This window comes from Spirosoma areae, from assembly GCF_054781775.1.
Genome location: NZ_BAAGTT010000041.1, coordinates 20205 through 45168 on the forward strand (window position 1 = coordinate 20205; position 24964 = coordinate 45168).

General features: G+C 49.9%; 27 protein-coding genes and 1 pseudogene. 21 read left to right on the forward strand and 7 right to left on the reverse strand.

Annotated elements, in window-relative coordinates:
• Positions 1–35: 35 nt before the first annotated feature.
• The 9 genes from ACYVI1_RS25690 to ACYVI1_RS25730 all read left to right on the forward strand — a co-directional run bounded on the left by ACYVI1_RS25690 (position 36) and on the right by ACYVI1_RS25730 (position 8621).
• Positions 36–959, forward strand: coding sequence for a LysR family transcriptional regulator (locus ACYVI1_RS25690; protein ID WP_460913829.1), 924 nt, complete (start codon positions 36–38; stop codon positions 957–959).
• A 363-nt stretch (positions 960–1322) separates the two neighbouring features.
• The gene (locus ACYVI1_RS25695; RefSeq protein WP_460913938.1) at positions 1323–1628 is read left to right on the forward strand and encodes a PDDEXK nuclease domain-containing protein; all 306 of its coding nucleotides are present in this window, start codon (positions 1323–1325) and stop codon (positions 1626–1628) included.
• Positions 1629–1633: 5 nt separating this feature from the next.
• The gene (locus ACYVI1_RS25700) at positions 1634–2677 is read left to right on the forward strand and encodes a sensor histidine kinase (protein WP_460913830.1); all 1044 of its coding nucleotides are present in this window, start codon (positions 1634–1636) and stop codon (positions 2675–2677) included.
• A gap of 12 nt (positions 2678–2689) precedes the next feature.
• Positions 2690–3484: a LytR/AlgR family response regulator transcription factor gene (locus ACYVI1_RS25705; RefSeq protein ID WP_460913831.1), complete on the forward strand. Its 795-nt coding sequence runs from the start codon at positions 2690–2692 to the stop codon at positions 3482–3484.
• 296 nt (positions 3485–3780) lie between these two features.
• Entirely contained in the window at positions 3781–4392 is a 612-nt protein-coding gene (locus ACYVI1_RS25710; protein WP_460913832.1) for a hypothetical protein, read from the forward strand.
• 97 nt (positions 4393–4489) lie between these two features.
• Entirely contained in the window at positions 4490–5425 is a 936-nt protein-coding gene (locus ACYVI1_RS25715) for a hypothetical protein (RefSeq protein WP_460913833.1), read from the forward strand.
• A gap of 45 nt (positions 5426–5470) precedes the next feature.
• The gene (locus tag ACYVI1_RS25720; protein ID WP_460913834.1) at positions 5471–6793 is read left to right on the forward strand and encodes a S41 family peptidase; all 1323 of its coding nucleotides are present in this window, start codon (positions 5471–5473) and stop codon (positions 6791–6793) included.
• 63 nt (positions 6794–6856) lie between these two features.
• On the forward strand, positions 6857–7666 hold the full coding sequence (locus ACYVI1_RS25725) for an arylamine N-acetyltransferase family protein (protein WP_460913835.1): 810 nt from the start codon (positions 6857–6859) through the stop codon (positions 7664–7666).
• Positions 7667–7715: 49 nt separating this feature from the next.
• Positions 7716–8621, forward strand: a complete 906-nt coding sequence (locus ACYVI1_RS25730) for a PhzF family phenazine biosynthesis protein (RefSeq protein ID WP_460913836.1) — start codon at positions 7716–7718, stop codon at positions 8619–8621.
• A 138-nt stretch (positions 8622–8759) separates the two neighbouring features.
• Here the strand turns inward: ACYVI1_RS25730 and ACYVI1_RS25735 are convergent, their stop codons facing one another.
• Together ACYVI1_RS25735 and ACYVI1_RS25740 are read right to left on the reverse strand one after the other, a co-directional pair.
• Positions 8760–9026, reverse strand: coding sequence for a DUF4833 domain-containing protein (locus tag ACYVI1_RS25735; RefSeq protein ID WP_460913837.1), 267 nt, complete (start codon positions 9024–9026; stop codon positions 8760–8762).
• Positions 9027–9072: 46 nt separating this feature from the next.
• Positions 9073–9474, reverse strand: a complete 402-nt coding sequence (locus ACYVI1_RS25740; RefSeq protein WP_460913838.1) for a globin domain-containing protein — start codon at positions 9472–9474, stop codon at positions 9073–9075.
• A 259-nt stretch (positions 9475–9733) separates the two neighbouring features.
• Here ACYVI1_RS25740 and ACYVI1_RS25745 point away from each other — a divergent pair, with 259 nt between their 5' ends.
• Both ACYVI1_RS25745 and ACYVI1_RS25750 read left to right on the forward strand, forming a co-directional pair.
• Positions 9734–10507 carry a LytR/AlgR family response regulator transcription factor gene (locus tag ACYVI1_RS25745; protein WP_460913840.1) on the forward strand — a complete coding sequence of 258 codons (774 nt, stop codon included), beginning with the start codon at positions 9734–9736 and terminating at the stop codon, positions 10505–10507.
• The gene (locus ACYVI1_RS25750) at positions 10504–13551 is read left to right on the forward strand and encodes a ligand-binding sensor domain-containing protein (RefSeq protein ID WP_460913841.1); all 3048 of its coding nucleotides are present in this window, start codon (positions 10504–10506) and stop codon (positions 13549–13551) included. Before ACYVI1_RS25745 ends, ACYVI1_RS25750 begins: the two co-directional genes overlap by 4 nt.
• Before the next feature lie 23 nt (positions 13552–13574).
• Here the strand turns inward: ACYVI1_RS25750 and ACYVI1_RS25755 are convergent, their stop codons facing one another.
• Together ACYVI1_RS25755 and ACYVI1_RS25760 are read right to left on the reverse strand one after the other, a co-directional pair.
• On the reverse strand, positions 13575–13952 hold the full coding sequence (locus tag ACYVI1_RS25755) for a hypothetical protein (protein ID WP_460913842.1): 378 nt from the start codon (positions 13950–13952) through the stop codon (positions 13575–13577).
• 53 nt (positions 13953–14005) lie between these two features.
• Positions 14006–14296, reverse strand: coding sequence for an osmoprotectant transporter permease (locus ACYVI1_RS25760; protein WP_460913844.1), 291 nt, complete (start codon positions 14294–14296; stop codon positions 14006–14008).
• Between the two features lie 331 nt (positions 14297–14627).
• Here ACYVI1_RS25760 and ACYVI1_RS25765 point away from each other — a divergent pair, with 331 nt between their 5' ends.
• The 7 genes and pseudogenes from ACYVI1_RS25765 to ACYVI1_RS25795 all read left to right on the forward strand — a co-directional run bounded on the left by ACYVI1_RS25765 (position 14628) and on the right by ACYVI1_RS25795 (position 20460).
• Positions 14628–15449 carry a 5'-nucleotidase, lipoprotein e(P4) family gene (locus tag ACYVI1_RS25765; protein WP_460913845.1) on the forward strand — a complete coding sequence of 274 codons (822 nt, stop codon included), beginning with the start codon at positions 14628–14630 and terminating at the stop codon, positions 15447–15449.
• Positions 15450–15472: 23 nt separating this feature from the next.
• Entirely contained in the window at positions 15473–16099 is a 627-nt protein-coding gene (locus ACYVI1_RS25770) for a hypothetical protein (RefSeq protein WP_460913846.1), read from the forward strand.
• 143 nt (positions 16100–16242) lie between these two features.
• Positions 16243–16461, forward strand: a complete 219-nt coding sequence (locus ACYVI1_RS25775; RefSeq protein WP_460913847.1) for a hypothetical protein — start codon at positions 16243–16245, stop codon at positions 16459–16461.
• A 569-nt stretch (positions 16462–17030) separates the two neighbouring features.
• Complete coding sequence (locus tag ACYVI1_RS25780) at positions 17031–17906, forward strand: hypothetical protein (RefSeq protein ID WP_460913849.1); 876 nt, start codon at positions 17031–17033, stop codon at positions 17904–17906.
• Positions 17907–18001: 95 nt separating this feature from the next.
• Entirely contained in the window at positions 18002–18901 is a 900-nt protein-coding gene (locus ACYVI1_RS25785; RefSeq protein WP_460913850.1) for an alpha/beta fold hydrolase, read from the forward strand.
• A gap of 595 nt (positions 18902–19496) precedes the next feature.
• Positions 19497–19544: pseudogene (locus ACYVI1_RS25790) on the forward strand (hypothetical protein); the annotation flags it as partial.
• Positions 19545–19578: 34 nt separating this feature from the next.
• Positions 19579–20460 (forward strand): HlyD family efflux transporter periplasmic adaptor subunit, encoded by an 882-nt coding sequence (locus ACYVI1_RS25795; protein WP_460913852.1) that lies wholly within the window; start codon positions 19579–19581, stop codon positions 20458–20460.
• A 123-nt stretch (positions 20461–20583) separates the two neighbouring features.
• Here ACYVI1_RS25795 and ACYVI1_RS25800 read toward each other — a convergent pair whose 3' ends face one another.
• A complete protein-coding gene (locus tag ACYVI1_RS25800; protein ID WP_460913853.1) occupies positions 20584–20769 on the reverse strand; it encodes a hypothetical protein in 186 nt (61 codons plus the stop codon).
• A 924-nt stretch (positions 20770–21693) separates the two neighbouring features.
• Here ACYVI1_RS25800 and ACYVI1_RS25805 point away from each other — a divergent pair.
• Entirely contained in the window at positions 21694–22467 is a 774-nt protein-coding gene (locus tag ACYVI1_RS25805; RefSeq protein ID WP_460913855.1) for a PAS domain-containing protein, read from the forward strand.
• Positions 22468–22596: 129 nt separating this feature from the next.
• Positions 22597–22836 carry a hypothetical protein gene (locus ACYVI1_RS25810; RefSeq protein WP_460913856.1) on the forward strand — a complete coding sequence of 80 codons (240 nt, stop codon included), beginning with the start codon at positions 22597–22599 and terminating at the stop codon, positions 22834–22836.
• A 10-nt stretch (positions 22837–22846) separates the two neighbouring features.
• Here ACYVI1_RS25810 and ACYVI1_RS25815 read toward each other — a convergent pair whose 3' ends face one another.
• On the reverse strand, positions 22847–23794 hold the full coding sequence (locus ACYVI1_RS25815; RefSeq protein WP_460913857.1) for a YihY/virulence factor BrkB family protein: 948 nt from the start codon (positions 23792–23794) through the stop codon (positions 22847–22849).
• Between the two features lie 122 nt (positions 23795–23916).
• Positions 23917–24144, reverse strand: a complete 228-nt coding sequence (locus ACYVI1_RS25820) for a hypothetical protein (RefSeq protein ID WP_460913859.1) — start codon at positions 24142–24144, stop codon at positions 23917–23919.
• 265 nt (positions 24145–24409) lie between these two features.
• On the opposite strand from ACYVI1_RS25820, the gene ACYVI1_RS25825 reads away from it, so the two are divergent.
• Positions 24410–24961: an RNA polymerase sigma factor gene (locus ACYVI1_RS25825; RefSeq protein ID WP_460913861.1), complete on the forward strand. Its 552-nt coding sequence runs from the start codon at positions 24410–24412 to the stop codon at positions 24959–24961.
• The last annotated feature ends 3 nt before the right edge of the window (positions 24962–24964 follow it).

The window sequence follows — 24964 nt, forward strand, 5'->3', positions numbered from 1 at the left end:
ATTTATATATTTGATGAATAGCATAAGGATTTTTTATGAACTACACGCTGCACCAACTACACGTCTTTGTCAAAATCTCGCAAACCCTGAGTATCACCCGGGCGGCCGAAGAACTCCATCTAACTCAGCCTGCGGTGTCGATTCAGTTGAAAAACTTTCAGGATCAATTTGACATTCCCCTGACAGAAGTCATTAGCCGACGGATTCACCTGACCGATTTCGGGCGCGAGATTGCCTGGGCGGCCCAAAAAGTACTCAACGAAGTTCAGGCGATCAATGATAAAACGTTGGCCTACAAAGGGCTTCTGTACGGAAAGTTAACCCTGTCTGTTGTCTCGACGGGGAAGTACGTGATGCCCTATTTTTTGTCGGGTTTTATGCAGCAGCACGCCGGCATTGAGCTGTCGATGGACGTGACGAACCGGCAAAAGGTGGTTGATAGTCTGAACAACAACGAGGTCGATTTTGCGCTGGTGTCTATTTTGCCGCAGCAGCTCGCTGTACAACATCTGGTGCTGATGCCCAACAAACTGTACTTGGTGGGGGCTTGTCCGGATGAAACGGGCCAGGGCAATAACAACCCGGCTCTGCTGGAAACGCTCCCCCTTATTTACCGGGAAGCAGGTTCCGGCACCCGGTCTATGATGGAAAAGTTTATTGCAGATGGCAATCTTATTGTGCAAAAGCGGCTGGAACTCACTTCAAACGAAGCGGTTAAACAGGCACTGCTGGCTGGCCTGGGGTACTCTATAATGCCATTGATTGGGCTGAAGAATGAATTGATGAACAACGATTTACACATTATTTCTGTCGTTGGCCTGCCCCTTCAAACGACCTGGATGCTTACCTGGCATAAAGACAAGCTATTCTCTCCCGTGGCGCAGGCATTTTTGACTTACCTCAGGGAAAATAAAATGAGAATCATTCAGCAGCACTTTGGCTGGTATGAGCACTTTTGATTTTACCGCCAGCAGGGATGGGGCTTCTCACGGGTATCAGACCGGCTTTCAAAACGGTTGATCGTTGTCCTACACCCACTGATAAGAAAAGGCCGTTCTCAGGCTTAACTGGCGCGATTTTCTTGCCGGGTAATTTTATCGGTATACGGGGTTGCAAAGGGAATAAAATTTGGTTTCACACCCCGTTCACATTCTGACCAGTCCCACCCGCAATTAGACATTTAAACGAACAGCGGTTAGGCAGGAAGTAGCCGAAAACAAGCCTTTTTGCGTCCAATAAAACGGTTCACTTTAATCGTTCAGTGTTTTTGGCCGGGTTGAGGTTTAGTTGAACGTTTGGCGCCTTCCGGGTAGTTTCCCACGATTGGTGTTTTGTTGTGTGCGGATAAAAATGATACCGTAGTCCGGTATACGCTTCCAGAAAATAATACCCAATTATTTGCCAGTAAGTATCAATTTCATCTACCAATTGAGCAACAGTTAGTAGATGAAATTCGAAAAGAACTAACCGACGACCCTTTGACCGGTCATCCAGAGGCTTATGGTCTTCGGTTGTTGGGACCCATATTCGCGCAGTTCAGCCCTATTTTTACGCAGTTCAGCCGGGGACACCTACTGGGTTATGACCAACCCTGGTTAGCTTTGATATACGAACCAATGAGCCTGTAGGTTACATGAACGAGGTTAATGATCGATGGATTCGCCTGAGCGGCATTAGCCTGTTGTGGCTGCTCGACGTACTGTCGTACCGGGTATTCGCTAAACCGCTGAATCTCGATACGCTTAAATATTCGGCTGAGTTTCTGCTCCTGGCAACCGTCACCTGGGAAGTGCTCCGCTGGATACTGATTCGGCTTCGGGGGCGGTATCCACACCTCTACCAAACTCGTAAGCGCATTCTGTTCATCCTGCCCGTTTGTTGGCTGGCTTCTGTGCTAATCGACTGGGCTGATATGGCAGCCGTAAATAGTATAAACTATCATACGCCCTATCCAGAGGAAGCCTTCATGAAGACCCTGCCCGGCGCTTTGCTGTTCAGTGGCCTCATTATCGGCGTGCAGGAAGCGGTTTATAATTTCAACCGGCTGCTCAAATCAGAAAAAGAAGCGGAAGCTCTCAAAAAAGAAAACCTCCAAACCCAACTGGAAAGCCTGAAGCAACAGGTCAATCCCCATTTTCTGTTTAACAGCCTGAATACCCTGTCTTATCTGATTGGCGAGGATACCGAAAAAGCCGAGGACTTTCTGAATGAACTCTGCAAAGTGTACCGCTACCTGCTGCGTTCCAACGAACACGAACTAACTGATCTGCATACAGAACTCCAGTTTATTCGGTCGTACTTCCACCTGCTAAAGACCCGGTATGGCGATAACCTCCGGTTAACGGTAGCGATTGAGCCGCCCTATGAAACCTACCTGCTGCCGTCATTAACCCTCCAACTGCTCATCGAGAATGCGGTCAAGCACAACGTCATTGATAAAACGCAGCCGCTGATTGTTGAGGTCGCGACGCAGCCCGATGGGCGGCTGACAGTGAAGAATAACCTGCAAAAGAAACCTCAGCAACTGCCTTCTACAAAAGTTGGTCTCCGAAACATCGCCACCAAATTCCGGCTGCTCAATCAGGGCGACATTCTGGTTGAGGAAACGGCCGATGAATTTGCCGTTACCATTCCGCTCATCGTGGCGGGTAGTGTTGCCAATCCGTACTATTCTTAAAGTCAATTCACTATGAACGTTCTGATTGTTGAAGATGAAGACATGGCGGCCAAAAAACTTATCAAGACATTGGCCAGCGTCGAACCCACCGCGACGGTAACAGCCGTTACCTGCAGCGTTCGCGAAACGGTAGCGTGGCTCCGCGCGAATGGTCCCGGCCAGCCATCAACGCCCGATTTGATTCTGATGGACATCGAACTGGCCGATGGGCAAAGCTTTCAGATTTTTGAGCAGATAGCAGTCGATTCTCCGGTCATCTTTACCACATCGTATGATGAATATGCCATACGAGCCTTCAAGGTCAACAGCATCGACTATTTGCTTAAGCCGGTTCAGAAAGACGAGCTCCGGGCTGCACTCGACAAATTTATTGGACAGAAAGCCCCCCATTCGCCAACCGGTGCAGAGACGTCAGTAATGATGGGAAATTTAGTGAAGGAGTTACAAAAACAGCTCCTGCCGAAAGAGTACCGACAGCGGTTTCTGGTTCAGTATTCGGCCAAACTGCTGTCGGTCGATACGCGCCAGATTGCTTATTTCTTCTCGGACAACCGCCTGAATCAGATCCGAACGACCGACGGCAAAAAGATGATCGTGGACTATAGTTTAGATGAACTGGAGGAAATGCTGGACCCCACGCAGTTTTTTCGCATCAGCCGGTCGTTTTTGGTCTCGATAGCGAGTGTCGATCAGGTTCAGACGTATTTTGGCAACCGGCTTGCCCTAAAACTCAAGCCAAACACGGATAAAGAAGTCGTTGTGAGTCGGGAGAAACTGACGCGTTTCAAAGAATGGATGGGTAAATAAACCAGTGCTTTTTTCCCGCCACGCCGATGAGGTCGTAACGTTGGGTGCAAACCTGGCGCTTCGAACTCATCGGCGTTTTAGCGGTAGCCGACCCAATCCGGTTTGAAAACCCGTTGCGACTTTTTTTCGGCATTCAATTCTGTCGATTGAGATGGACATATACGCAATTCGGCCCGACACGCCTTTCCGGGCCTACAGTTACTCCCTACGTTTGTCCGGTCAAACGACCGCTCCGGCTGCCCGGAACTCTTTTAACAACCAATACTATCAAACAACCGCTTTTGCGGACGACTATCATGAAAAATTTAATGTTGAGCGGCATGCACACAGCCGCTGCCTGCGAAGGGGTAACCTCCAGCCGCTTCGGGAAGAAACTGATTTCGGCCACTCCCTGGACAACCCTGCTTACGCTGGCACTGCTGCTGGTTGGCATGAGCTGCCAGCCGGGTGATGGTGTTCGGCCCGGCGACTACGGCAGCGGCCCCCGCAAACCCGTACCCGCCGAGATGGTTGGTGAGTGGATGTACACCAGCGTGAGCGGCACCAATATCGTCAGTCGTAACGGGCATACCGTGCCGGCCTGGTCGCTTGGATCGGTATATCACATCAATGCCGATGGGACGGGCTGGAGTATTGTGACGGCCTCCACCAACACCTACACCTCGGAAGATACCCAGCGCATCGAAGAAAATGGCACGTATGAGATCGACCTGGACGACAATGGCGACATGCAGTTTAAATTCTATCCGGCCAACGGCAAGGTGTACAACAACGATGTCTTCGCGCATGATGTCGAGTCGGCTAAACTCTATCCCCAAACGTCCGTTAACTGGTTCTGCTCGCTTACCACGATTAATGGCAAAACCTGTTTTGAAAGTGGTGAGCTGCGCTACTATAAAACGAAGTGAGTAGTCTTCTTTTTTTCGGATCACTGCCTACCGGGTGGTGATCCGAAAACAACCGTCAAACACCTTATTTACTACACTAAAACAGATTCAGTTCATCATGAAAACGGTACCCGTTTCGCTCCACGCAACGTCCTTCGCCATACAGTTAAGACCGCACAAATTCGTAGGCTATGCTGCGGTTCCTGTTCAAATAGCTTTTGCGCTTCTAATAGCCTTGCTGGCCGCAGCCTGCCACCATCCTGTTGACCCGGCCAGAGAGTCGGGTACGGTTGGCACTCCGCCCCGTGATTCAACGATCACAAAACCGGGCAGCTCAACCGGTACTCCGTCTGACGGGACAGTCAGGGTGTTTAAAACCCTGAAAATCGCCTGGTCCAATACCGATTTTCAGGAGATTCAGTTCGATGCCGCCGACAAGCCGGTGGAGTACACCAGCCAGTACCTCGCCAACCAGGGTACGGGTCGGGTGCAGCGCACAGTGTACCAGTTTCTGTACGGCCCCGACCAGCGCCTGAACCGAGTCAACATCGTGGGGGGCGGCTACGTGCAGTATCACTACGAGGGTAATCAGGTGGCCCGGACAGACGAATATTCGTCAGCCGGAGAACGCCTGAAGCTACATCAATATGGCTACTCGCCGACGAATCAATTGCTTCAGGTTGATACTGAAGATCGGTTTAACGGGCTACAGGAAACCCGACAAACGTACCAGTACGATAGTCGGGGCAACCTGCGCGTTGTTTCCCAGTTCGTAAAAAGTCCGGCATCCGGTAACTATGCTTTAGAGACGACGACTCATTATGGAAACTACGTAGACGACGGAAAACACGTCGAAAACCTGCTGACTACCTACCCTTACCTGCCCGATGTTACGTTCCGGGTCAGTAATTATGGCACCAAAATCGTGCGCTATAAAGATGGAAGTGAAATCAGCCGGGAAACCTTCGTCTACACGTATAACGAGCAGAATTACCCCATTCAGCGGGTGAGCCGGAGTGCCGGTGGGACGCTAACCGCTACGTATAGCTATTAAGCAGCGCCAATTCAGCAACTCGCAAACAAGTAAACGAACCAGGTTATGAAATCCTTTTTTCTTGCCTTACTGGGCCTGCTGACGTTCGCCAATGTGCTGTCGGCGCAGTCTCTTTCACCCGAACAGCGGCAGAATACCATCGACGCTACGCTGAAACTGCTGAACGAGCAGTATGTCTTTCCAGCCGTTGCCGGGCAGATGGAGCAATCTGTTCGCGGCCGACTCCGCACGTATGATACGATTACGAACGGACATGTACTGGCCCATCAACTGACTAAGGATTTGCAGGCCATCTCCCATGATCGCCATCTCAACGTTACGTATTATCCCAACGGGGTTCCAGCCGATCAGATCTGGCATAGCGAACCAACGCCCCAGGAACGGGAGGCCGAGCAGACCGCCCTGCGCCGGGAGTTGCCCCGCGATAATTTTGGGATTGGTGACGTATCCGTATTGAAGGGAAACCTCGGCTACGTTAACTTTAAGTACCTGGCTCCCCCTGAGTTTGCGGGCGAAACGTATACGGCGGTTATGAATTACCTCGCCCATACCGACGCGCTGATCATTGACCTGCGGCAGTGCAGTGGCGCTATATCCGAACATGCCATTCCCTTCCTGTGCAGCTACTTCTTCGGTCAGCCTACGCACCTGAATGATTTCTATTGGCGCACAGGCAACCGCACAGTGCAGTCGTGGACCTATGCCCAGGTGCCTGGCCGATCTTACGGCATTAAGCCCCTCTATGTGTTGACCAGCCGACGAACGTTTTCCGGTGCTGAAGGACTTGCCTATTTCCTGAAAACCCTGAAACGGGCCACGCTGGTTGGCGACACGACACGGGGCGGTGCCAATCCCAGCGGTACGCTGCGTATTAACGGGAACTTTACCGTCCATGTGCCGGTAGGCCGGGCAACCAGCCCCATTACGAAGACCAACTGGGAAGGTGTGGGAGTTGCGCCTGATACCGTCGTACTGGCTAACCGAGCCTTGTACACAGCACAACTCATAGCTTATCGAAATCTGTTGACACAAACGCACCTGGACCCCGACTGGCGCGAAGCGTTACGTAGCTTGATGGCTGAACTGGCTAATAACCCGCCCCGGTTTGCGAAGCATCGGTTCACGCTCAGGGGCTATGCGGAAGCGAAGGACATCCGGGTGGCGGGAACATTCAATAGTTGGTCGAAAGAGGCCAATCCGCTCATCCGTCAGGGGAACGTATGGGTAGCTGATGTCGAACTGGAACCCGGTAAGGCAAGCTACAAATTTATTATTGACGGGCAGTGGACAATCGACCCGGCGAATCCCCGCACGGAGCACGAAGGGCGTCAGATCAACTCAGTAGTGAACGTTGCCCCACTCGACTAACCCGTCAAACGGTTGCTCTACCAGTACGAATGCGTTTTAACCGAACGTGCAAATTCGACTCTAATGAACATCCATGCTTATTTACAGCGTCTTCAGTACGCAGGTCCGGTAGAGGCAAGTGTGCTCAGCTTACAGGAACTTCATTACCACCACCTGTTAAGCATACCTATCGAGAACTTAGACATTCATCTGGGTAGAGAAATCAGCCTGGAAACAGATGATTTATTCGATAAGTTGATTACACGCCGACGGGGCGGATTCTGCTACGAACTGAACGGTCTTTTCTACGAACTGCTCAATCAGATCGGCTTTCGGGTAAAGCGCGTATCGGGGCGGGCTTACGACCCGGAGAAGGGCTTCAACCCCGAATTCGATCACGTAGCTATCGTGGCCAATGTTGATGGGATCGACTGGTTGGTTGATGTTGGTTTTGGTCGTCGATTTCCGTTGTATCCACTGGCGATACGTCTCGATGAGATTCAGCATGACCCCAGTGGTCGGTATATGATTACAACGCATGACGCCGATTATTTAGCCTTAAAGCAGCAGGTTGACACTGGCGACTGGGTTATTGGGTATATCTTTTCGCTTATTCCCCGGCAACTGGATGAGTTTGCTCCCATGTGCCGGTTTCATCAACTGTCCGAAGCCTCTTATTTCACGCAGAATAAACTCTGTACGCTTGTGACGAAGTCTGGCCGGATCACCCTGACGGATAACCATCTGAAACAAACGATAAACGGGCAAACGGTTGAAACGCCGGTTACTACCCATCCGCATTTTATGTATCTGTTAGCCAGTTACTTTGGCATTAAGTTGAATTCAGTCGATAACTTCGCCGATTCAAAGGGCTACTTAATCAGTTCAGAATGAACACCGTAGGCAGTTTGTTAACCGTGAGCTAATTCTAACACCAACAACTATGCACCAACTACCTATTCCTGTTGTTCAGGCATTTGTGGATGCCAATAAGGGAGGCAATCCCGCAGGCATCGTTCTGAACGCCGACCAGTACGACCAGGCTACCAAACAACGTATGGCAACCAACGTAGGACTTTCGGAAACCGCCTTCGTTTCAGCTTCATCGGTAGCGGACTATAAGCTGGAGTTTTTTACGCCTGTTCGGCAAATTGCCCAGTGCGGCCACGCGACCATCGCTACCTTTTCGTACCTCGCTCAACAAGGGTTACTAACCAGCAATCACCCTTCGATGGAAACCGTAGACGGAGTACGGGGCATTCACCTGGAGAACGATCAGGCATTCATGGAACAGCGGGCACCCACGTTCACGCTCCCGGAAACATTGGCCGCTGACCTCAACACAACCCGTATTCTTGACTCGCTTCACCTGTCAGCCGCTGACCTGCCCGACGGCCTTGTTCCGATAGTGGTCAATACGGGCAATTCATTTATGATTGTTCCCCTGCGGTCGGCTGCGGCTGTTGAGCGTTTACGTCCGGACTTAGCGGCTATCGAAACCATCAGCGAGCGACTGGGCCTGATTGGGTATTATGTTTTCTCGCCGGATGTGCAGCAGCCTGGGCGGGATGCCGGTGCCCGGATGTTTGCTCCCTACTATGGTATTCCTGAAGAATCGGCCACAGGCATGGCGGCCGGGCCACTGGCCTGCTATTTGTACACGTACCTTCACCAGAAAAAATCGATTTTTCTGATTGAACAGGGCCATCTGATGCAGCCCCCATCGCCGAGTGTATTAACGGCACGGCTTAATCTGGATCAGGAAACGATTACGGGCCTATGGGTAGGCGGACGGGCAAACGTGTCGCATGTAGTTGACATAGCCGTCGAATCAGCCGGTATAAACTAAATTTGTTGATACCTACCCGGCCGCTACCTGGCCTTTATAGTCGGTTTGAACCGTGACAGGGTTTTGTACAACAATTGAGGTGCTTACCAGTGTGAGCATAAATCGATGCGTAGATCGCATTTATCAGAAAATGTTGGGTTAATCAGGCGTTATTCGTTCATAAATCGGTTGACCGGTATCGGTGGCGGACCCGTACAGATCAATAAACTGGACGTGGGGAATCAGATGAGGTTTGGGGTCTACCTGCACGAATACCTTTTGCAGACAGGTCCGTTGACCACGGATGAGCGTAGTCGCAACTGGTTTTCCCTGATGGCAGGCTACGTGAAGCGGCCGTTTTCGAAAGGCATTTAAACTGAGGTCATAGGCATTGAATTCAGAGGATGACGGTTTATGAGCACACAAAGGGGGTTGGCGTGAGACCAGTTATACGTCGAAAATTACTAAAATTTCATACCTCTTTCAGCATGATTCGGGTAAGGTCGTCATAGCAGGCTTCCCAGGCACGATGTACCTCCGCATTCCAATCCTTGCCTAAGCCCTGTTCCAGCGTCCAGAGCAGGGCCTGCCCAACGGCTTTATAATGCGCTGGTTTAACGCCATAGGCTGTATGCCGCTGTGCCAGTTGAACAAGTTCTTCGGTAACGCCTGCCCGGTCGATGCGGGAGACAATCAGGCTAAGCATATCCATAAACTTTTGATACTGACTCTCCATCGATGTCTTAAACATGGACTGGAGCGTGGGAAACTGCATGAATAATTGACCGTAGAAGACAGACCCTAATACCGACGGGTCAATGTCGCGCAGGAGTCTCCAGGTTTGTTTAACGAGTGCAAATTGTTCAGGTGTCATAGGTTCTTAGTATTCGGTTTCGATTTCCTTCGTAAAGGACTTAAGAGTTAAGCCGATGACCAAACTTTTGAAAACGAACCGTCGGTTTTAGCCAATCAGTCGTTACCCGGTCCCACTTAACCGCACAGGCGGAAACGACTCATTTTCGCATAGCTGCCATTCATGGTTAATCCGCTACGATTCGGGCTTGAATAGTTGCAACTACTCGCTGAAAGTGAAAGATTTACCGGTACATTAGTCCTGATAAATCTGGTTTACTATGAATGCCCTCATCATTGAAGACGAGAAATTGGTTGCCCTTGAGTTGATAGCCAGCATCACTGAAGTCGACCCGGGCGTAAAGATTGCTGGAACGGTTAATTCGGTGAAAACGGCCCTGCGCTGGTTTGCCGAAAACGCCGAACCCGACGTGATTTTCGCAGACATTCAATTGGCGGATGGCGTTAGTTTCACCATATTCGATAAATTCCAGCTCTCCTGTCCCGTCATTTTTACTACCGCCTACAATGAATATGCCATCCAGGCCTTCAAAGCCAACGGCATCGACTACCTGCTGAAACCCGTTGACTGGGACGAGCTCCGGCGGGCCATTACCAAAGCGCGAACGCTGACCAAAACCCAGGGCAAAATAGCCGTCGACATACATAAGTTGATGGAGGCCCTGAACACGCCAACGGGAGCTAAACCGACGTTTAAAGAGCATTTTCTGGGGAATGCCCGCAATAGCTGGATACCCGTCAACGTGTCGGAGGTGGCCTATTTCACCCGCGACCAGCTCAATTTTATGGTCACCAACACTAACGAGCGGTACATCCTGGATTATGATACGCTCGACGAAATTGAATCGCTGCTCAATCCCGACCAGTTTTACCGCGCCAACCGGCATTGCATTATCAACCTCAATGCGGTGCGGAGTGTGAAGGGCCTGGCCAACCTGAAACTCAACCTCAAACTGAAAGCACCCAACCATTCGTTCGACATCGAAATCAGCCGCGACAAAGCCCCATCCTTCAAAAAATGGCTGGAAAAATGAAGGCTGCTATACGTCGATGGCTCTTCGTGTGCGGCTGGATTGGACTCAGCGTTGGGCCGCTTGCCGCCCAGCAACGACCGGCTTCGTTCGAGTTTCGCCATATTCAGGAAAAAGATGGGTTAAGTTTCAACTTCATCAATTGCTTCCTGCACGACCGCGACGGTTTTTTGTGGGTTGGCACCTATGATGGCCTGAACCGCTATGATGGCAGCCATTTCGTTCCGTTCAAGCACCAGCGAGTTACCCAGAACAGTTTGCTGAATAATACCGTACAGGATATTTGCGAAGGCCACGACGGCATCATCTGGATGGCCGTAGAGAGTGGCATCAGTGGGTACAACAAAAAAGCGGGTCGTTTCCGAAACATCACTACCGTGAATGGTCAGGCACTGGGTTCGTGTACGAACATCCTGTGCGACCGCACGGGCAACATCTGGTTTTCGAGCCACCTGAAGGGACTATTTCGCTACCAGACCCAAACGGGCCGGATTGACTCCTTTCCCAACGAGTCACCGACCGACTCCCTGGCAGTACGTAGTCAGATTCCTAAAAATGGCCTGCTGCTGGACCCACAGCGAAATGGGTTATGGATGGCCGACGCACAGGGTCTCAACTACTTCGATATTAGCCAGCAGCGGTTTATCAACTATCGCCATAACCCGCAGCACCTGTCCATTTTTACGCAGCACGACGTTTCGGCGCTGGCATTCGATGGCGATGACCGATTGATTTTTTCGGATAACACCGCCCGGCAAATCATGGTCTATGACCTGCACACACAGCGAGTCACTAAAACCATTACGCTGGTCGGCCAAAGCAAACCGGATGTGTTCGATATCGCCACCATTTTCGTGGACCGGCAGCATAATCTCTGGGCGAGTTCGTGGCGATACACACTTTTTTATATTGCGGCAAACACCTACCACGTCACTGAATTTTCGCATAACCCCGCGAAAAATACATCGGTTGCCGCCAATTTTTTCTGGGGAGCCTGGCAGCATCCCGACGGGTCAGTATGGCTGGGCACGACAAACGGAATTTCGCATACGAACCCCGAACGGGCCTTCTATGACACGTATGATGTGGGTGCTTTGTTTCCGGCCCTCACCGATGAGCGTGGCATCATCAGTTTTCAGGAAGATACCGACGGTTCGTGGTGGCTCGGAACGTCTATTCGCGGATTGCTGCACTACTTTCCCCGAACCAATCAGCTCGACGTATATAAGCTACCGAACGGAACAAAGAAATACCCCTACGGTTTACCCATTTCGAGCCTGCAACCTTACGGAAAAGACCTCTATGTTGGGACTGAAAACGCGCTGTTTGTTTTCCATAAAGACCGTAAGGCGTTCACAGAAATCCCGCTTCCGGCGCTGATGCTGGACAAAAAAATGTATCTGCATTGCTTCTTTCTACAGCACGATAGTTTGTGGATAACGGGTAATAATAAATGGGTTTTTCGGTATCAACTTACCACCAAACAGTGGAAAAGCTATTGGATTCCGTCGGCGTCCCGTCATCCCCAGTTTATGGCACGGTATGCCCTTTCTGACCGGAAAGGAGACCTTTGGCTGGAACTTTACCCGGAAGGATTCGCCCGGTTTTCGAAGTCAACCGGTCAGTTTGAGTTGGTTGACATACCGGGGGGGCTGCCCTACAAACACACCATCACGTCAGTTACAGCCGACAAATCCGGTGCTTTCTGGATAGCCTCCAATGGGTATGGCCTCTTTCGGTATGAACCTCGCTCAAAACAACTCAGCCACTGGACAGAGAGTGAGGGCCTGGCTTTTGATTATTGCTCAGCGGCACTGGCAGACCAATCAGGTACTATCTGGGTAGCCTCTAACCATCGGATTTCGGTGTTCACCGTCGCCAAAAACCAATTTCAAAATTTCAGTTTACCGTTCAACGAAGCCGATTCGGAATACAGTACTTACCTGTTTCCGCTGCGTAATGGCCATATTCTTTCGGCACAAAAGGGCTTCCTGATTGAATTTAAACCGGAACGGCTCACGTCGACTGCAACGAAAGATACGGTGCTGCTGAATAGTATTGCCTTATCCGATACAACCCATCTACTCCATCGTGATACCAAACGGGTGCATCTGTCGGCCAATGACAACACGTTTTTTATTTCCTATTCGGTACTGGCTCAACCTTCCCAAACGGCCTATCGCTACCTCCACAAACTCGACGGCTACGAGGACCGCTGGCAGGAATCGACCTCGCCCGGTGGTGTTTCGTATGGTAAAGTGCCGGGGGGTGAGTATGTGTTCAGGGTGAAAGCGGTGGATGGCAACGGTATCGAATCGCCGGTGAGTACGCTGGCGGTTGACATCGATACCCTCTTTTATAAATCAGTGTGGTTCTGGGTATTGGTGGCTTTAGTACTTAACGGGCTTCTGTATGCCTTCATTCGGTATCGGGCACAGCAGAATAAGAAACTCAATCACTTAAACCTACAGGCAAGTCGGCTGGAGCGGGACAAAGCCGAAATTCACTATCAAAACCTGATTAATCACCTCAACCCGCACTTTTTGTTTAACAGCCTGACCTCCCTGAACAGCCTGATTACCACGAAGCCTAAAGATGCGTCGGTGTTTCTGCGAAAGTTATCGGCGACCTATCGCTACATCCTGCAAAACAAAGACAAAGAGTTGATTAGCCTGACCGATGAACTCAATTTCACCCAGAACTACATCGACCTCCAGAAGGCCCGGTTCGATGAGGGGTTACAGATTACCGTTACCGTAGCCCCGCCCTATCTCGACCGGCAGATTGTGCCGGTGACCATCCAGAACCTGATTGAGAATGCCATCAAACACAACACCATCGGCGACGACAATCCGCTCATCATCCGGGTTTATGCCGAGGCCGACAGCCTGTATGTGAGCAACAATCTGCAACGAAAAAGCTTTGTCGAAACCTCGAACAAGCAGGGGTTGGATAGCCTGACTTCCCTGTATCGCTATTTAAGCAAACGCCCGGTTGCTGTGACTGAAACAGCCACGCAGTTTACAATAGCGATACCGTTACTCTAACCGTCGACATTGGCAGAACGACCTCACTCAGAAGCGGTTCCCAATAGCTGACTCAGTTCCCGTTTCAGGGCCGATACCTGCGTCATTCGCCCGGCCAAAGGTCCGTAGGTAAGTGCCGCAGCCTCCCTCAGAATCGCCATCACGCCCTCGCGTCCGAGTAATGTTAATAACGCTTCGGCGCAGTTACACCGGATGAGGTATTCGGCATCGGAGTCAAGCACCTGAAAAAACGGCCACCCAACCTGCTGTACCGTAGCGCGTTGAGCCAGCACCCGCCAAATCATGTTATAGGTGCCGAACTGGCCCTGGCTAATCTGCTCAATCAGGCTGTCGACAGGCAATGCTTCGTAAGCCCGCTTCTCATAGTCAGCGGCTTTTTCGTACTCTTCCTGCCAATCCATCGGGAACGGGTTTAGGGGTCATTACTGCATTGTAATTGAGGTGTTTCAATCTGTTAATTCCAGCCGCCAGTGCTTCCGCCAATAAACAGCAGGAGCATCCACAGCCCCAGCAACGTGGCCAGAACGGCGGGTACACCGGCGACCAGCAAGGCCCAGGTGCGGTGGTCGTGGTTGATAAGCCAGTAGCTTCCAGCTAAGGTCGAACCCAGAAATCCCAGCAGGAGAAACCACGTGACCAAAAAGCCCGAACTGGGAGTGGCGGTGGGGATACTGTCCAGAAAAAAGTAGAGGGCAATCAGCAGGGCGATGCCATCGATTGTCCAGTAAATACGAAGTAGTGTCATGGTTTTGAGACGGGTTGCTGTGACTCATTCGTTGACTCACAGCCCGAAACTACCGACCCCAGATAGTCGGCACTAAAAAAAGTCCATGAAGGCTACAAGTAGCTGATTGTAAGACGCAGATTGGCGAATGAGTCGTTTGGTTTGGTAATCCAAACGATTCGAAAAACTCTTATAAACTACCTAAGCAATTCATCGTTCATTCCATCCGGTTCGTTGCCCTTAACCATACGACTCATGCTGAAATCTTTGGTTGGCAGACCCTGGAGATGCCAATTTTGGAGAGCGGCTATCTGGTAGCCGGACACGAACACTAAAATACGCTACATGCCTCATGAAATACCAACGTCTCCTCTCCGTCGCAACCGCTGTGTTCCTCGTATCGGCCTGTAGCCAGCGGGCGATACCAACCGTCACGCATAAGAGTACATCGCGCAGCATCACCACCCTCGACTATAGCCTGAACGCCGTTCTGTGGCAACAGCAGTCGGGCGAGTATCGGGCATTGTGCTATCAGGCGTTTGCGCTGGCGAAACGACAGCTACAGGATACGCTTCGGCAAAGCCCGGCCACAGATAAACCCTTAGCTATCGTGACCGACATCGACGAAAGCATCCTGGACAATAGCCCACAGCAGGCCCAGGACCTGCTCAATCACACCACCTATACCGAAAAAAGCTGGAAAGCCTGGACCGCTAAAGCCAGTGCAAAGCCCTTGCCGGGAGCCGTTGCTTTCTTCCAGTTTGCGGCCCAGAACGGCGTGCAGATTTTCTACATCAGCAACCGCAGCCAGGATGAATTAGACGCTACGATTCGGAATATGCAGACAGCCGGATTTCCGCAGGCCGACGCCCGCCATGTAGTCATAAAAATGGAGTCATCGGATAAGGAACCGCGTCGGCAGACGGTGGCGCAAACACACCGGATTGTTATGCTCGTAGGCGACAATCTGAACGATTTCGACAAGCTGTTTTACCAGCAGAACGCCGACAAACGGTGCCAGTTGGTAGCGGATAATCAGGCGTTGTTTGGCACAAAATTTATCATCCTGCCCAACGCTATTTACGGCGACTGGGAATCGGCCCTCTGGCGCGGCCAGACCATAACGCCAACCGAAGCGGACAACCTGAAACACAAAGCCTTACAGGGTTATTAGGTGCCATGACAACAGGAGAAATTATGAACCCTTTACGATTACTTTCGCTGGTCATTCTGCTTGCCAGTGCCGCTTGTTCGACCAATCCGGCGACCCACCAGGGGGCAACAACGCTACTAACTGAGAAGGAAAAAGCGTTCCGGCAATTCCGGCAAAAATTCAGGGTTCTGTCGGTACCACTGACCGTTAACACCACCGGCAATTTTTCGCCGGAAACTTTTCCGGAAATCAATCCTAATTCCACCGATACGCTGTTTGTCAATAATCCCGATACGCCCAGCCGGTGCTTTGGGATGCTGCCCGACACGACTCAGTATTACGGACTTATCTGGCTGGCACCGGCAGAAATCTATCAGGTTGTTTTAAGCACGTTTACCAAAGCGGGCGACAAGATTAGTGAGCGACAGGTAGCCGTAGGCGGCTGTGGTGAAGACTGCGGATTTTCGTGTTCAGAAACCCTGCTCATTCGACCAGACTATACAATTTATTCCACTGATTCTGTATCCAGTAGCAGGTGTAATGAGGCTGGGAATATCATTCCCGGCACGACCAGAAAATACATAAAAATGATGGCAGGAAAGGTGAAGCCAACCGGCAAAATTGAGTTGTCGGCCGTAACAACCATTGCCCGCACAAACGCAGGAAATTAACTAAACAAAAACACCGCACAATGCCAAAGAAACGAAATTCCCCTGCCGACGAGCAGCAACCCGCCATTAACGCTCAGCTACGTTACACGAATGGAGGCCGTAGTGGGACCGTTCATTAAGTAAGCCAGAAAGGCTCATTCGATATGTGGTATGAATTGGCCGGTGGGAGCGCCTTAGCCATCATCAACATTCCTACGCCCGAACACTGGGAAGCCTTAACGAAAACGCCCCTCTCGCAACGGGATGCTATTTTGCAATTTATTGGGGAGCAAGTGCTGCGCGACCAGGTATCTACCGACGGTTATTTTCTGACAGACGATAATTTCATAACCCTTTACACGGGTAAAAATCCGAATCTGTAGCGATAGAAATTTACTTAAATGACATAGTTTGATTTGCAGGACATTCTTATAAAAAATGTAGTCACACCAGCAAAAGTGCATCGATGTGGTGTCGGCGGGGCCGCCCGCGCGGTTCTTGATGTGGTGTCGGTTTCTCAAAACCGACATATTCGCGTCAGCAATCGTGTCGGTTTCAAGAAACCGACACCACGCCACACCACACATAGTTTGTTATTGCTGCATTAATTTGATAGAATAAAAATGCCCTGGAAAATATATTTTCCAGGGCATTTTTAATGAAAAAGCTTTAATAAAAAGTTTTTAAAACAGGCACTGTGCTATGCGTGAAATCAATAGAAAACTGAGCGCACTATTTAGTATATACCTCAGCGAATAGAAACAAATAGAACAAGTCAATAAGCAGTTTATTTCCTCTCACCCGCCATTCATAGTACGTCTTCTACAACTGGCGGGGAAATCTTTGGCCTACGCGCTGACCTACCCCACATTTGTATCATCAATTACAAACAGGGGACGCCAAAAACCTTTTAGAGTAGGCACCAAAACAACTCAGTGAACAACACAAAACCATGAACAATTATTTCAAAAACACCGCAGTCATCACGACCATCCTGTTAACAACCGGCCTTTTCTCCTGCGAGAAAAATCAGGACGTAATTCCTGCCACTCCAGCGAGTACCAGTGGAACCGACCAGGCATCGCTGATTATCGTAAAGTCCCGACTGGCCAAAGTAGGCAAGACCGTTCTAACCTACGGGGCCAACGGTAAACTCGACAAAGCCGACGACCAGCACCACCGGATTCAGTACACGTACCCTGCTGGCAATCAGATTCTTGTCAGTCATTTTTACAACAACGCCCTGGCCTGGACCAACCTGATTACGTTAGATGGCAATGGCCGCGCGGGTAGCTCAAAGAGCACAGATTTGTCGGCCACAAAGAAATATGCGCTGGATGAGCGGGTATTGAATTACGCCTACGATAATGGCCGACTGGTATCCATCAAGCCTACCGTAGGTGCCCGCGCCGACCAGTCTGAATATGTATTTAACTACAACCCAGACAGTGACCTGGAATCAATCTTTCAAAAGAATGCTGCGGGAAATCAGGCATCTATTACTTCGTTTGGGTATGGGTATTATGTTCAGAGCGGTAAATTTCTGCACAACATCCCGGTTACGCCTAACAACAAAAGCGTTAATGAAAACCTGCACCTGAGCCAGTTTGGTCCTGAATCACTGGGCGATGTCATTGATTTCTTCCTGCCCATTTATGGCACCATGAGCAGTCATTTAATTAACGGAGTCGTTGTGTTTGGCGCAGGGAATGGTGTCATTACGGAATCGCATTACTTCACGTATGATTTGGCTCCTACTGGAAACATCGAGACGGCCTACACGATGGAAGAAGCAACGACTCCTTTTGTGTATGAATTAATCAAATAGTTCACCAAGTACACCTGAACTTATTCTTCGAGTCAATTACATAAAAATTCGCTCTGGCAAAAATAGTTTTGCCAGAGCGAATTACCATATCAGCTATGAAATCAAAGCGAGTGTCAACGTTTAAAAACCCAACGGAAGCAACCCTGTTTCTGGAAAACTGGAACCGGCAGGTAGAAGCACGCAATGGGTTTACCTACGAACGAGTTACGGTGCCAACCGCATTCGGCACTACGCGGGTCTGGGCCGCAAACCGCCACCTGACGAATGCCAAAACGATTGTATTTTTTCCCGGTGCCCGAACCTGCGGCCTGTTCTGGGATATGGACAATTGCCTGCTCCCTTTTCGGGAAAACTACCGGTATTACATCGTAGAGGTGAACGGTCAGCCGAGCCTGAGCGACGGTCAGTGTCCAGCCGTGAAAACAACGAACTACGGCCTTTGGGCAACTCAGGTTCTGGATGGGCTTGGTCTGCAAAAAACGAATATTGCCGGTGCTTCTTTAGGCGGACTTATCTGCCTGAAACTATGTCTGGCATCGCCCGAACGGATTGATAAAGCCTTTCTGTTAAACCCGGCGGGCATCCAACCGTTTTCTTCGTCGGTCCGAAATCTGTACTACAACCTCCTGCCGATGCTGTTGCCCACGCCGGGCAATTTGAACAAGTTTTTGGATACAGCCATTTTCTGCCCACCGACGCACAGCGTACCCCCTGCCTATAGAGAACTGATGAGCAGCTATCTGTTGTATGCCTTAAAAAACCACAAGTTCCGGGGTGATTATCCCGCCCCACTCGACCAATCAGAACTGCATCGCTTAACCACCGACATCGTTCTGATTGTGGGCGAAAAAGACCTCTTGTTCCCTGCTCAGGAAACCATCCGGTTAGCCAGACAGCACATTCCGTCGCTTCGGGATAGTCATCTGTTGGCAAACACAGCCCACGGTATCGAAACCTCAAAAGAAGCCCTCAGGATGGTGTACGAATATCGCTAACTAAACCAGCTTCTAAATTAAGCCGGTAAAAAAACAGGGTTTTAACTAAACTGTCTTTGGGTCATTGAACGGTTCAGGAACGATTCTGGCTGGTTCAGGCGCTTCGATAAGCAACTCATAAACAAGTAATTGATAGAACAAACCGAATACATCACCTTTGAGCCGTCAACCAAAAACAACACAACTAAAAACAACATAACTAATGAAAACGAATCTGTTGAAAATTAACCGCCCGGCCCGGCCCCGCATCATTGAAGTGGGTGGCCCGGTAATCGGCCAGGTAGGGCGCAGCACCTACCGGATGCGTGTGCGCTAAGCGTACCCATCTATCGCTACAAGCCCTCTGACGTTTGCGTTGGAGGGCTTTTTTATGAGCATACGGCTAAAAAAATTCGGATTAATGTGCTGGTTATACCACCGAAAACGACTCAAATTTCTACGCCTACGATTCATTCGATTAAGCCCACGACTGGCAGGAAAATTTTAGTCTGGCCTCTTCATATCCACCACTTTTGTAGAGTCAAACGACGCCGGGGACGCCGAAAACCGTTTAGAGTAGGCACGCAAAAACAAATCAGGTAAACAACACAAAACAATGAAAAAGCAAATCTCAAAAATCACGCTCAAAACCGACAAAATTGTAAACTTGTCGAAACAGGATGCACAACAGGTAGCCGGTGGCATGCAGCCCTGGGGAACTCTCTCCAAAACATGCACAGAAAATCCGGGAAGACATATCGCTGAAAGAACTGCAACTCACGTCATTACAAACCCGATGGCGGTCCGAATCGCTCAAACTGACTTACGAAGCGGAGGAGAGTCTGCGCCTGTTGGGGCAGAGCAGGGCGTTTTATAAAGTGGGCGATGTCAGCAAAAATGACCTGAACCAGGCCGAAGCCAATTCGCTGAAAGCCCGGAATGCCTACGAAGCAGCTAATCAAACCTACCTCAGTGAACGCAGTGCGCTGACAAAACAGATAGCCACTCAACGGCTGGAAATCAGCAGTATTGACAAACAAATCAGCAAAAACCAGAACGATATTTTCTTAGAAGCCAAGCGGTTACGGAATACTGTACTGGCCACCAAAAAACGCATCAGCGGGTCGTTCGGGGCGTTTGCCATCACGGACAACAACCACCTGCTGCTGAAAGCCCCGAAAAGCGGAACCGTTTCGTTTGTGTTCGATGGGGAAAAAGAAGCACAAGCCGGTGCGATTCTGGCAAAGCTGGTTTATAAAGATGCCCCACTTTACGCCCATATTCAGGTGATCTCCTCGCAGATTGGGAACGTGAAAACCGGTCAGTCGGTAGTGATGAAAGTTGATGCTTTTCCAGTTTATGAATGGGGGGCCGTGACCGGTCAGATTGCGAACGTATCGCTAACCCCCGACGAAAAAGGACTCTTTACCGTCAGGGTCAAAATCACCGACTATCATCACCTCAAAAAACTCATCCGCATTGGCATGAAAGGCACCAGCAGCCTCATTTTCGAGGATGAGACCCTGTTTGGGTACGTCTTCCGCAAATTCCGGAGAGTAACCAGCCAGTTAAGCGTGTAAAACGCTGGCTGTGAGCGTGCAGGTAGTTCTGCAATTCATTCGACCAGAAGTGGTAGCCACCGGGGGGCAATGAACAGCACCGCTCATAAAGCTATTACCTCGCTGGGTGCACGGGTGCTTCACCTACTTTTGGGCCGGTCTTATCAGAAAAAGAACCAGCGTAATAAGCGTCAGCAGAACTAATGCATAGAGCAGCATGCGGGCCAGTTTGGGTAACCCATAAGTATAGGCCATTACCGTAAAATGCCCAAAGAGCAGGGCAAAGCACGTCGCCAGGACGCGCGCGTTGATGAGTGCCGGGAGGTTCATTGTCAGGCTGTTGAATAGGCATAAAACCGAATCTACTCTGCCTGACACTGCCAACCAACGTCCTACCAAAAAATTTATAAAAGTACCCGGAATATGAAAACACTGGCCACAGATGTTCAGCCTCAACTCATTGCCGGCTGGGCAACTTCCTGCCCGGATTTCACAAAATCATCAGGAAGGAGCCGCTCATTTTTATGGTCGTCAATCTGTTGATGCCGGTTCTGGTTAAGAAGGCACAACCCATTTCTGGGCTGGAAATCCCCGTCTGGCTCAATTACGTAAATACCAGAACTGTAGCCTGTCAGAGGCCGGTTTCTTACCTGCCCTGAACTTAGCTACCCAAACACCATCAGGGCGCCAACTACTACCAATAGTCCGGCAACCAGGAGCAGCAGTGTCCAGGGGCCAATTATAGACGATTTCGAATTCATAACTAATTAGCTTAGTGTTGATAACGAAATGCAGGTCAATGGAACTTAACGAACAGGAAATATTAATTAAACGGTAGGGTGAGAAACACCCATCCTGGCTCGGCTACGACTGCGGGCGGGTTTGATGAGCAACAGGAGAAGGGTAACAAGAACCAGACAGCCGAACAAAACAAACAAGGCCAGAGCTGTCTCAGAATAATCCCAAAAATAGGCTATAACTGAGCTATGGGCTGCCAACACGGCAAGGCAAGCCGATAAAATACGTAGGTTGATAAGGATAGTTAGCTTCATATTGGGTCAACTATCATCCGTGAGCAAGTCCCAAAAATAAATTTTTTTAACAACATTGAAAACATTCTGAAAAAATTACTTACCAGTCAAGAAAGATTCGCTCTTAACTTAATTAGGTGTAAAATTTGATACGATTATGCATCTTTATCTAGTCTGCCGAACTCAACCGGTGCTCGTTTAAACTCTTACTGCCCTAATCGCGATGTTATCAACCACTGTCTTATCTGACACTGCGTTACTACAGGCCCTGCTGAAGGACTCGCTTAATGGCCTGATTCTTTATCAGATTGTTTATGATGCGCTGAATAAGCCGGTTGATTTTCAATACCAACTCGTCAACCCGGCTGCTGCTGCCTTATTAGGAGCAAGCCAGGAGGATTTACTTGGCCGAAGTTGCAAAGATGTGTTTCCTCAGGGAGATGAACTGCGTTCTTACTACCAGCAGGTGGCCATTACAGGCCAGAAAATGCGTGTAGAATACCAGCTACCCAAAGATGGACGGTGGTTTGAGGTACTCATCACCGAGCAGGCGAAGGAAACGCTGCTTTGTTTCTTTACCGATATCACCGAACGGGTGCAGGTCGAGCAGGAACTGATAAAGAGTCTTACCTTGCTGCAACAAACCGAGGAACTGGCCGCCATTGGAAGTTGGGACTATGACCGGGCAATGAATCGCTTCTTCTGGTCGGAGGGTATGTACCGGATGTTTGGCCTGGAGTCAGGTACGCCCATCTCGCATCAGACCTATCTGGATTATGCCATTGAAGCCGACCGACCGGTAGCCGGGCGCTTTGTGGAGCAGTTAAAACAAGGCAACCTGCCGTTGGAGGAAGTGGTGCGAATCCGGCGGTACGATGAAGTGTGCAGCATTAGGCTCAAAGGCGTGGTTAAGCCCGATGATCAGGGTCAGCCAGCATGGGTATTGGGCGTGTGCTGGGACATTACTGAACAGGGAGAATCTGTCGAAAAGGGGTAGGCTGAATGGGTTTGAAACGCTGGCGATAGAGGCATAGTCTGGTGTTTTTTCTTCCTGTATAACTCAGAACTGGCATTACCCGGCATTACGACTAATCGACTAATACCGAAGTTGTTAGTAGATTGCGTCATGAATCTGCGGCCAGATAATGTTGAGCTTTTGGTGCAAATTGCCCGACAAAACGGGCATGAGTACACGGATGCCTACGCGGTGTGGCGGGAGTGCACTCCGCATCCTGATACGTACCTGGTTGTAGACACGGTGTTGTGGATTGCTCAGGCCCAGAAACTTCCTGTTATGGAGGCTCTGAAACTGGTTAGGGGGGTTGACGAACAGTTTGGTAGTTTAGCGGCCGGAGATAACCTATAAATGCCCCAATTTATGCGGAGTCAACCTTAGTGGCTACGTCCTGGGTAGCGCTGCCGGGGGCAACTTCGGTAATGGTGTAGCTGATGGCGTGGCTACTGGGTTGAGCAACCATGTGGGTCCACTCGCCATACTGACGGGTGAAAGCCGCTCCGTAATAGAAAATCAACGAAGCGTAAAAAACGAATAGAAGGAGTAAAATGATGGCGCCGGACCGCCCATACAACGAACCGACCGGGCTGCGAATTAGTAGCTGATGCAAGACCGTCTCGCCAACTTTAAACAGAACACTGGTGAAAAAGGCACCCGGCCAAACCGCTCGCCAGGAAAGGCGGACATCTGGCAAAAACTTAAACAACAGCGCAAACCAGACCATGCGGATCAGCACCGACACCACCAGGTGCCCAACCGTGGCCATGCCCTCATAGTAGCCTAAGGAGGCCAGTGACCAGACCATACTGGCGTGCGCCATAAGTTGTTCCAGCAGTACCGAAAGACTAAATAAAAAGCCAGAGCCTACAATAATCGCCAGGGCCGTGAGCTTATCAGTAAGGATAGACCAAAACCGATGGCCCGGCCTGGGTTTAATATTCCAGAGTTGGTTGAGCGAGTTTTTAAGGATGGCAAATAAGGTTGTTGATCCCAACAGCAACAACCCAACGCTCAGCAGGGTCAGCCCCAGGGTAGACTTAGGGGATTGAAGACGCTGCGAAATATCCTCTAATTGAGTAGCGCTTTTTGACCCAAACAAATCGGCTAACTCCTCAACTAACTGCCCGCTAACGCGTTGATAGCGGTCGTTGAAGAGTTGGCTTAGTACGCTGCTGAGAATAATAACGATGGGCGGCAACGCGAAGAAGGCAAAGAAGGCCGTTGCCCCGGCCATACGGATCGGATCATTAGCCTGCCAGTTGGTGAAGGCATTTTTTAACAACCGCAAGACAGGGATTACTTTTTTCAAGGAGAAACAGGTATCGATATGATTAGGTAACGGCTGGTTTAGGTATAGAGTTTACTTGGTTCGGGTGCGGCCTGTATTCGTTTTGCTCAGTGTGCAGACCAGTTGAATCGACAAACGCCGGTTCATTTACAAGTCGTCACCACGGTCAAACTGCTGTTGTTAATCGTGTTGGCGATTATATAAGCCGATAATTCATCCTCACCACAAACCTGCTGCTCGTTTCTGTAGACTTGCCCCGCCTTACCATTGGTCAGCGTCTCGCAGCTTTTGCAATTCTTTTTCCTGAATGATCCGCCTTCGCAGGCTACCAACACTACCAAACCGATGGCTACAGTCACTACTCTTATCATATCCGTATAAAGTTAGCGCAGATTTGCTGCTAAAACACCAACGCTGATCTAGCAGCAAATCTTACGGGGAACATAGCTCCTACCCAATTACGGCAATTTAACTACTACTTGTTAACACAAAGGCCACACACGGACAATATGAATTTACAAAAACCCAACCGTTTAGTATATTTTTAGTAACCTAAATAAGAAAACGGGAGTCTATAGTATGTAGTAACCATAAAGGCTCTTACTTTTACTACCAACAGTTAACCTACACTTCTTAATGGCTATCGCTCTAACCGACGAAGAAACGATTCGTCAACTCTTACCCGGCCAACCGAATCAATGTTTCGAAACACTTTATAATCGCTATGTCAAAAAAGTTTACCGGCGGTGCTTGTCTATGACCAAAGACTCGGAGAAAGCCCAGGACTTCACGCACGACATTTTCCTGAAAGTATTCGACAAACTGGATGCGTTTCAGGAGCGGTCTACATTTTCGACCTGGCTCTATTCCATTGCTTATAATTATTGTTCGGATCAGCTTCGTATTGCCAAACGATTACACTATACCCCGCTGGAAGACAGTATGAAGCAGGATATAGCCGAATCGAAGGAAGGGCAACTCCACGAAGAAACGCTTCAGGTTATCAATCGGGCGATGGCAACTCTATCCGCCAGCGAGCAGGCGTTGCTGCGGCTGAAATATGAGGAAGGGCTTCGTATCGAGGAGATTGCTGAACGCTATGGCCTCAAAGCCAGTGCGGTGAAAATGCGACTCAAACGCACCCGCGAAAAAATACAGCACCTGTGCGCTCAGCAGTATCGAATTTAATTA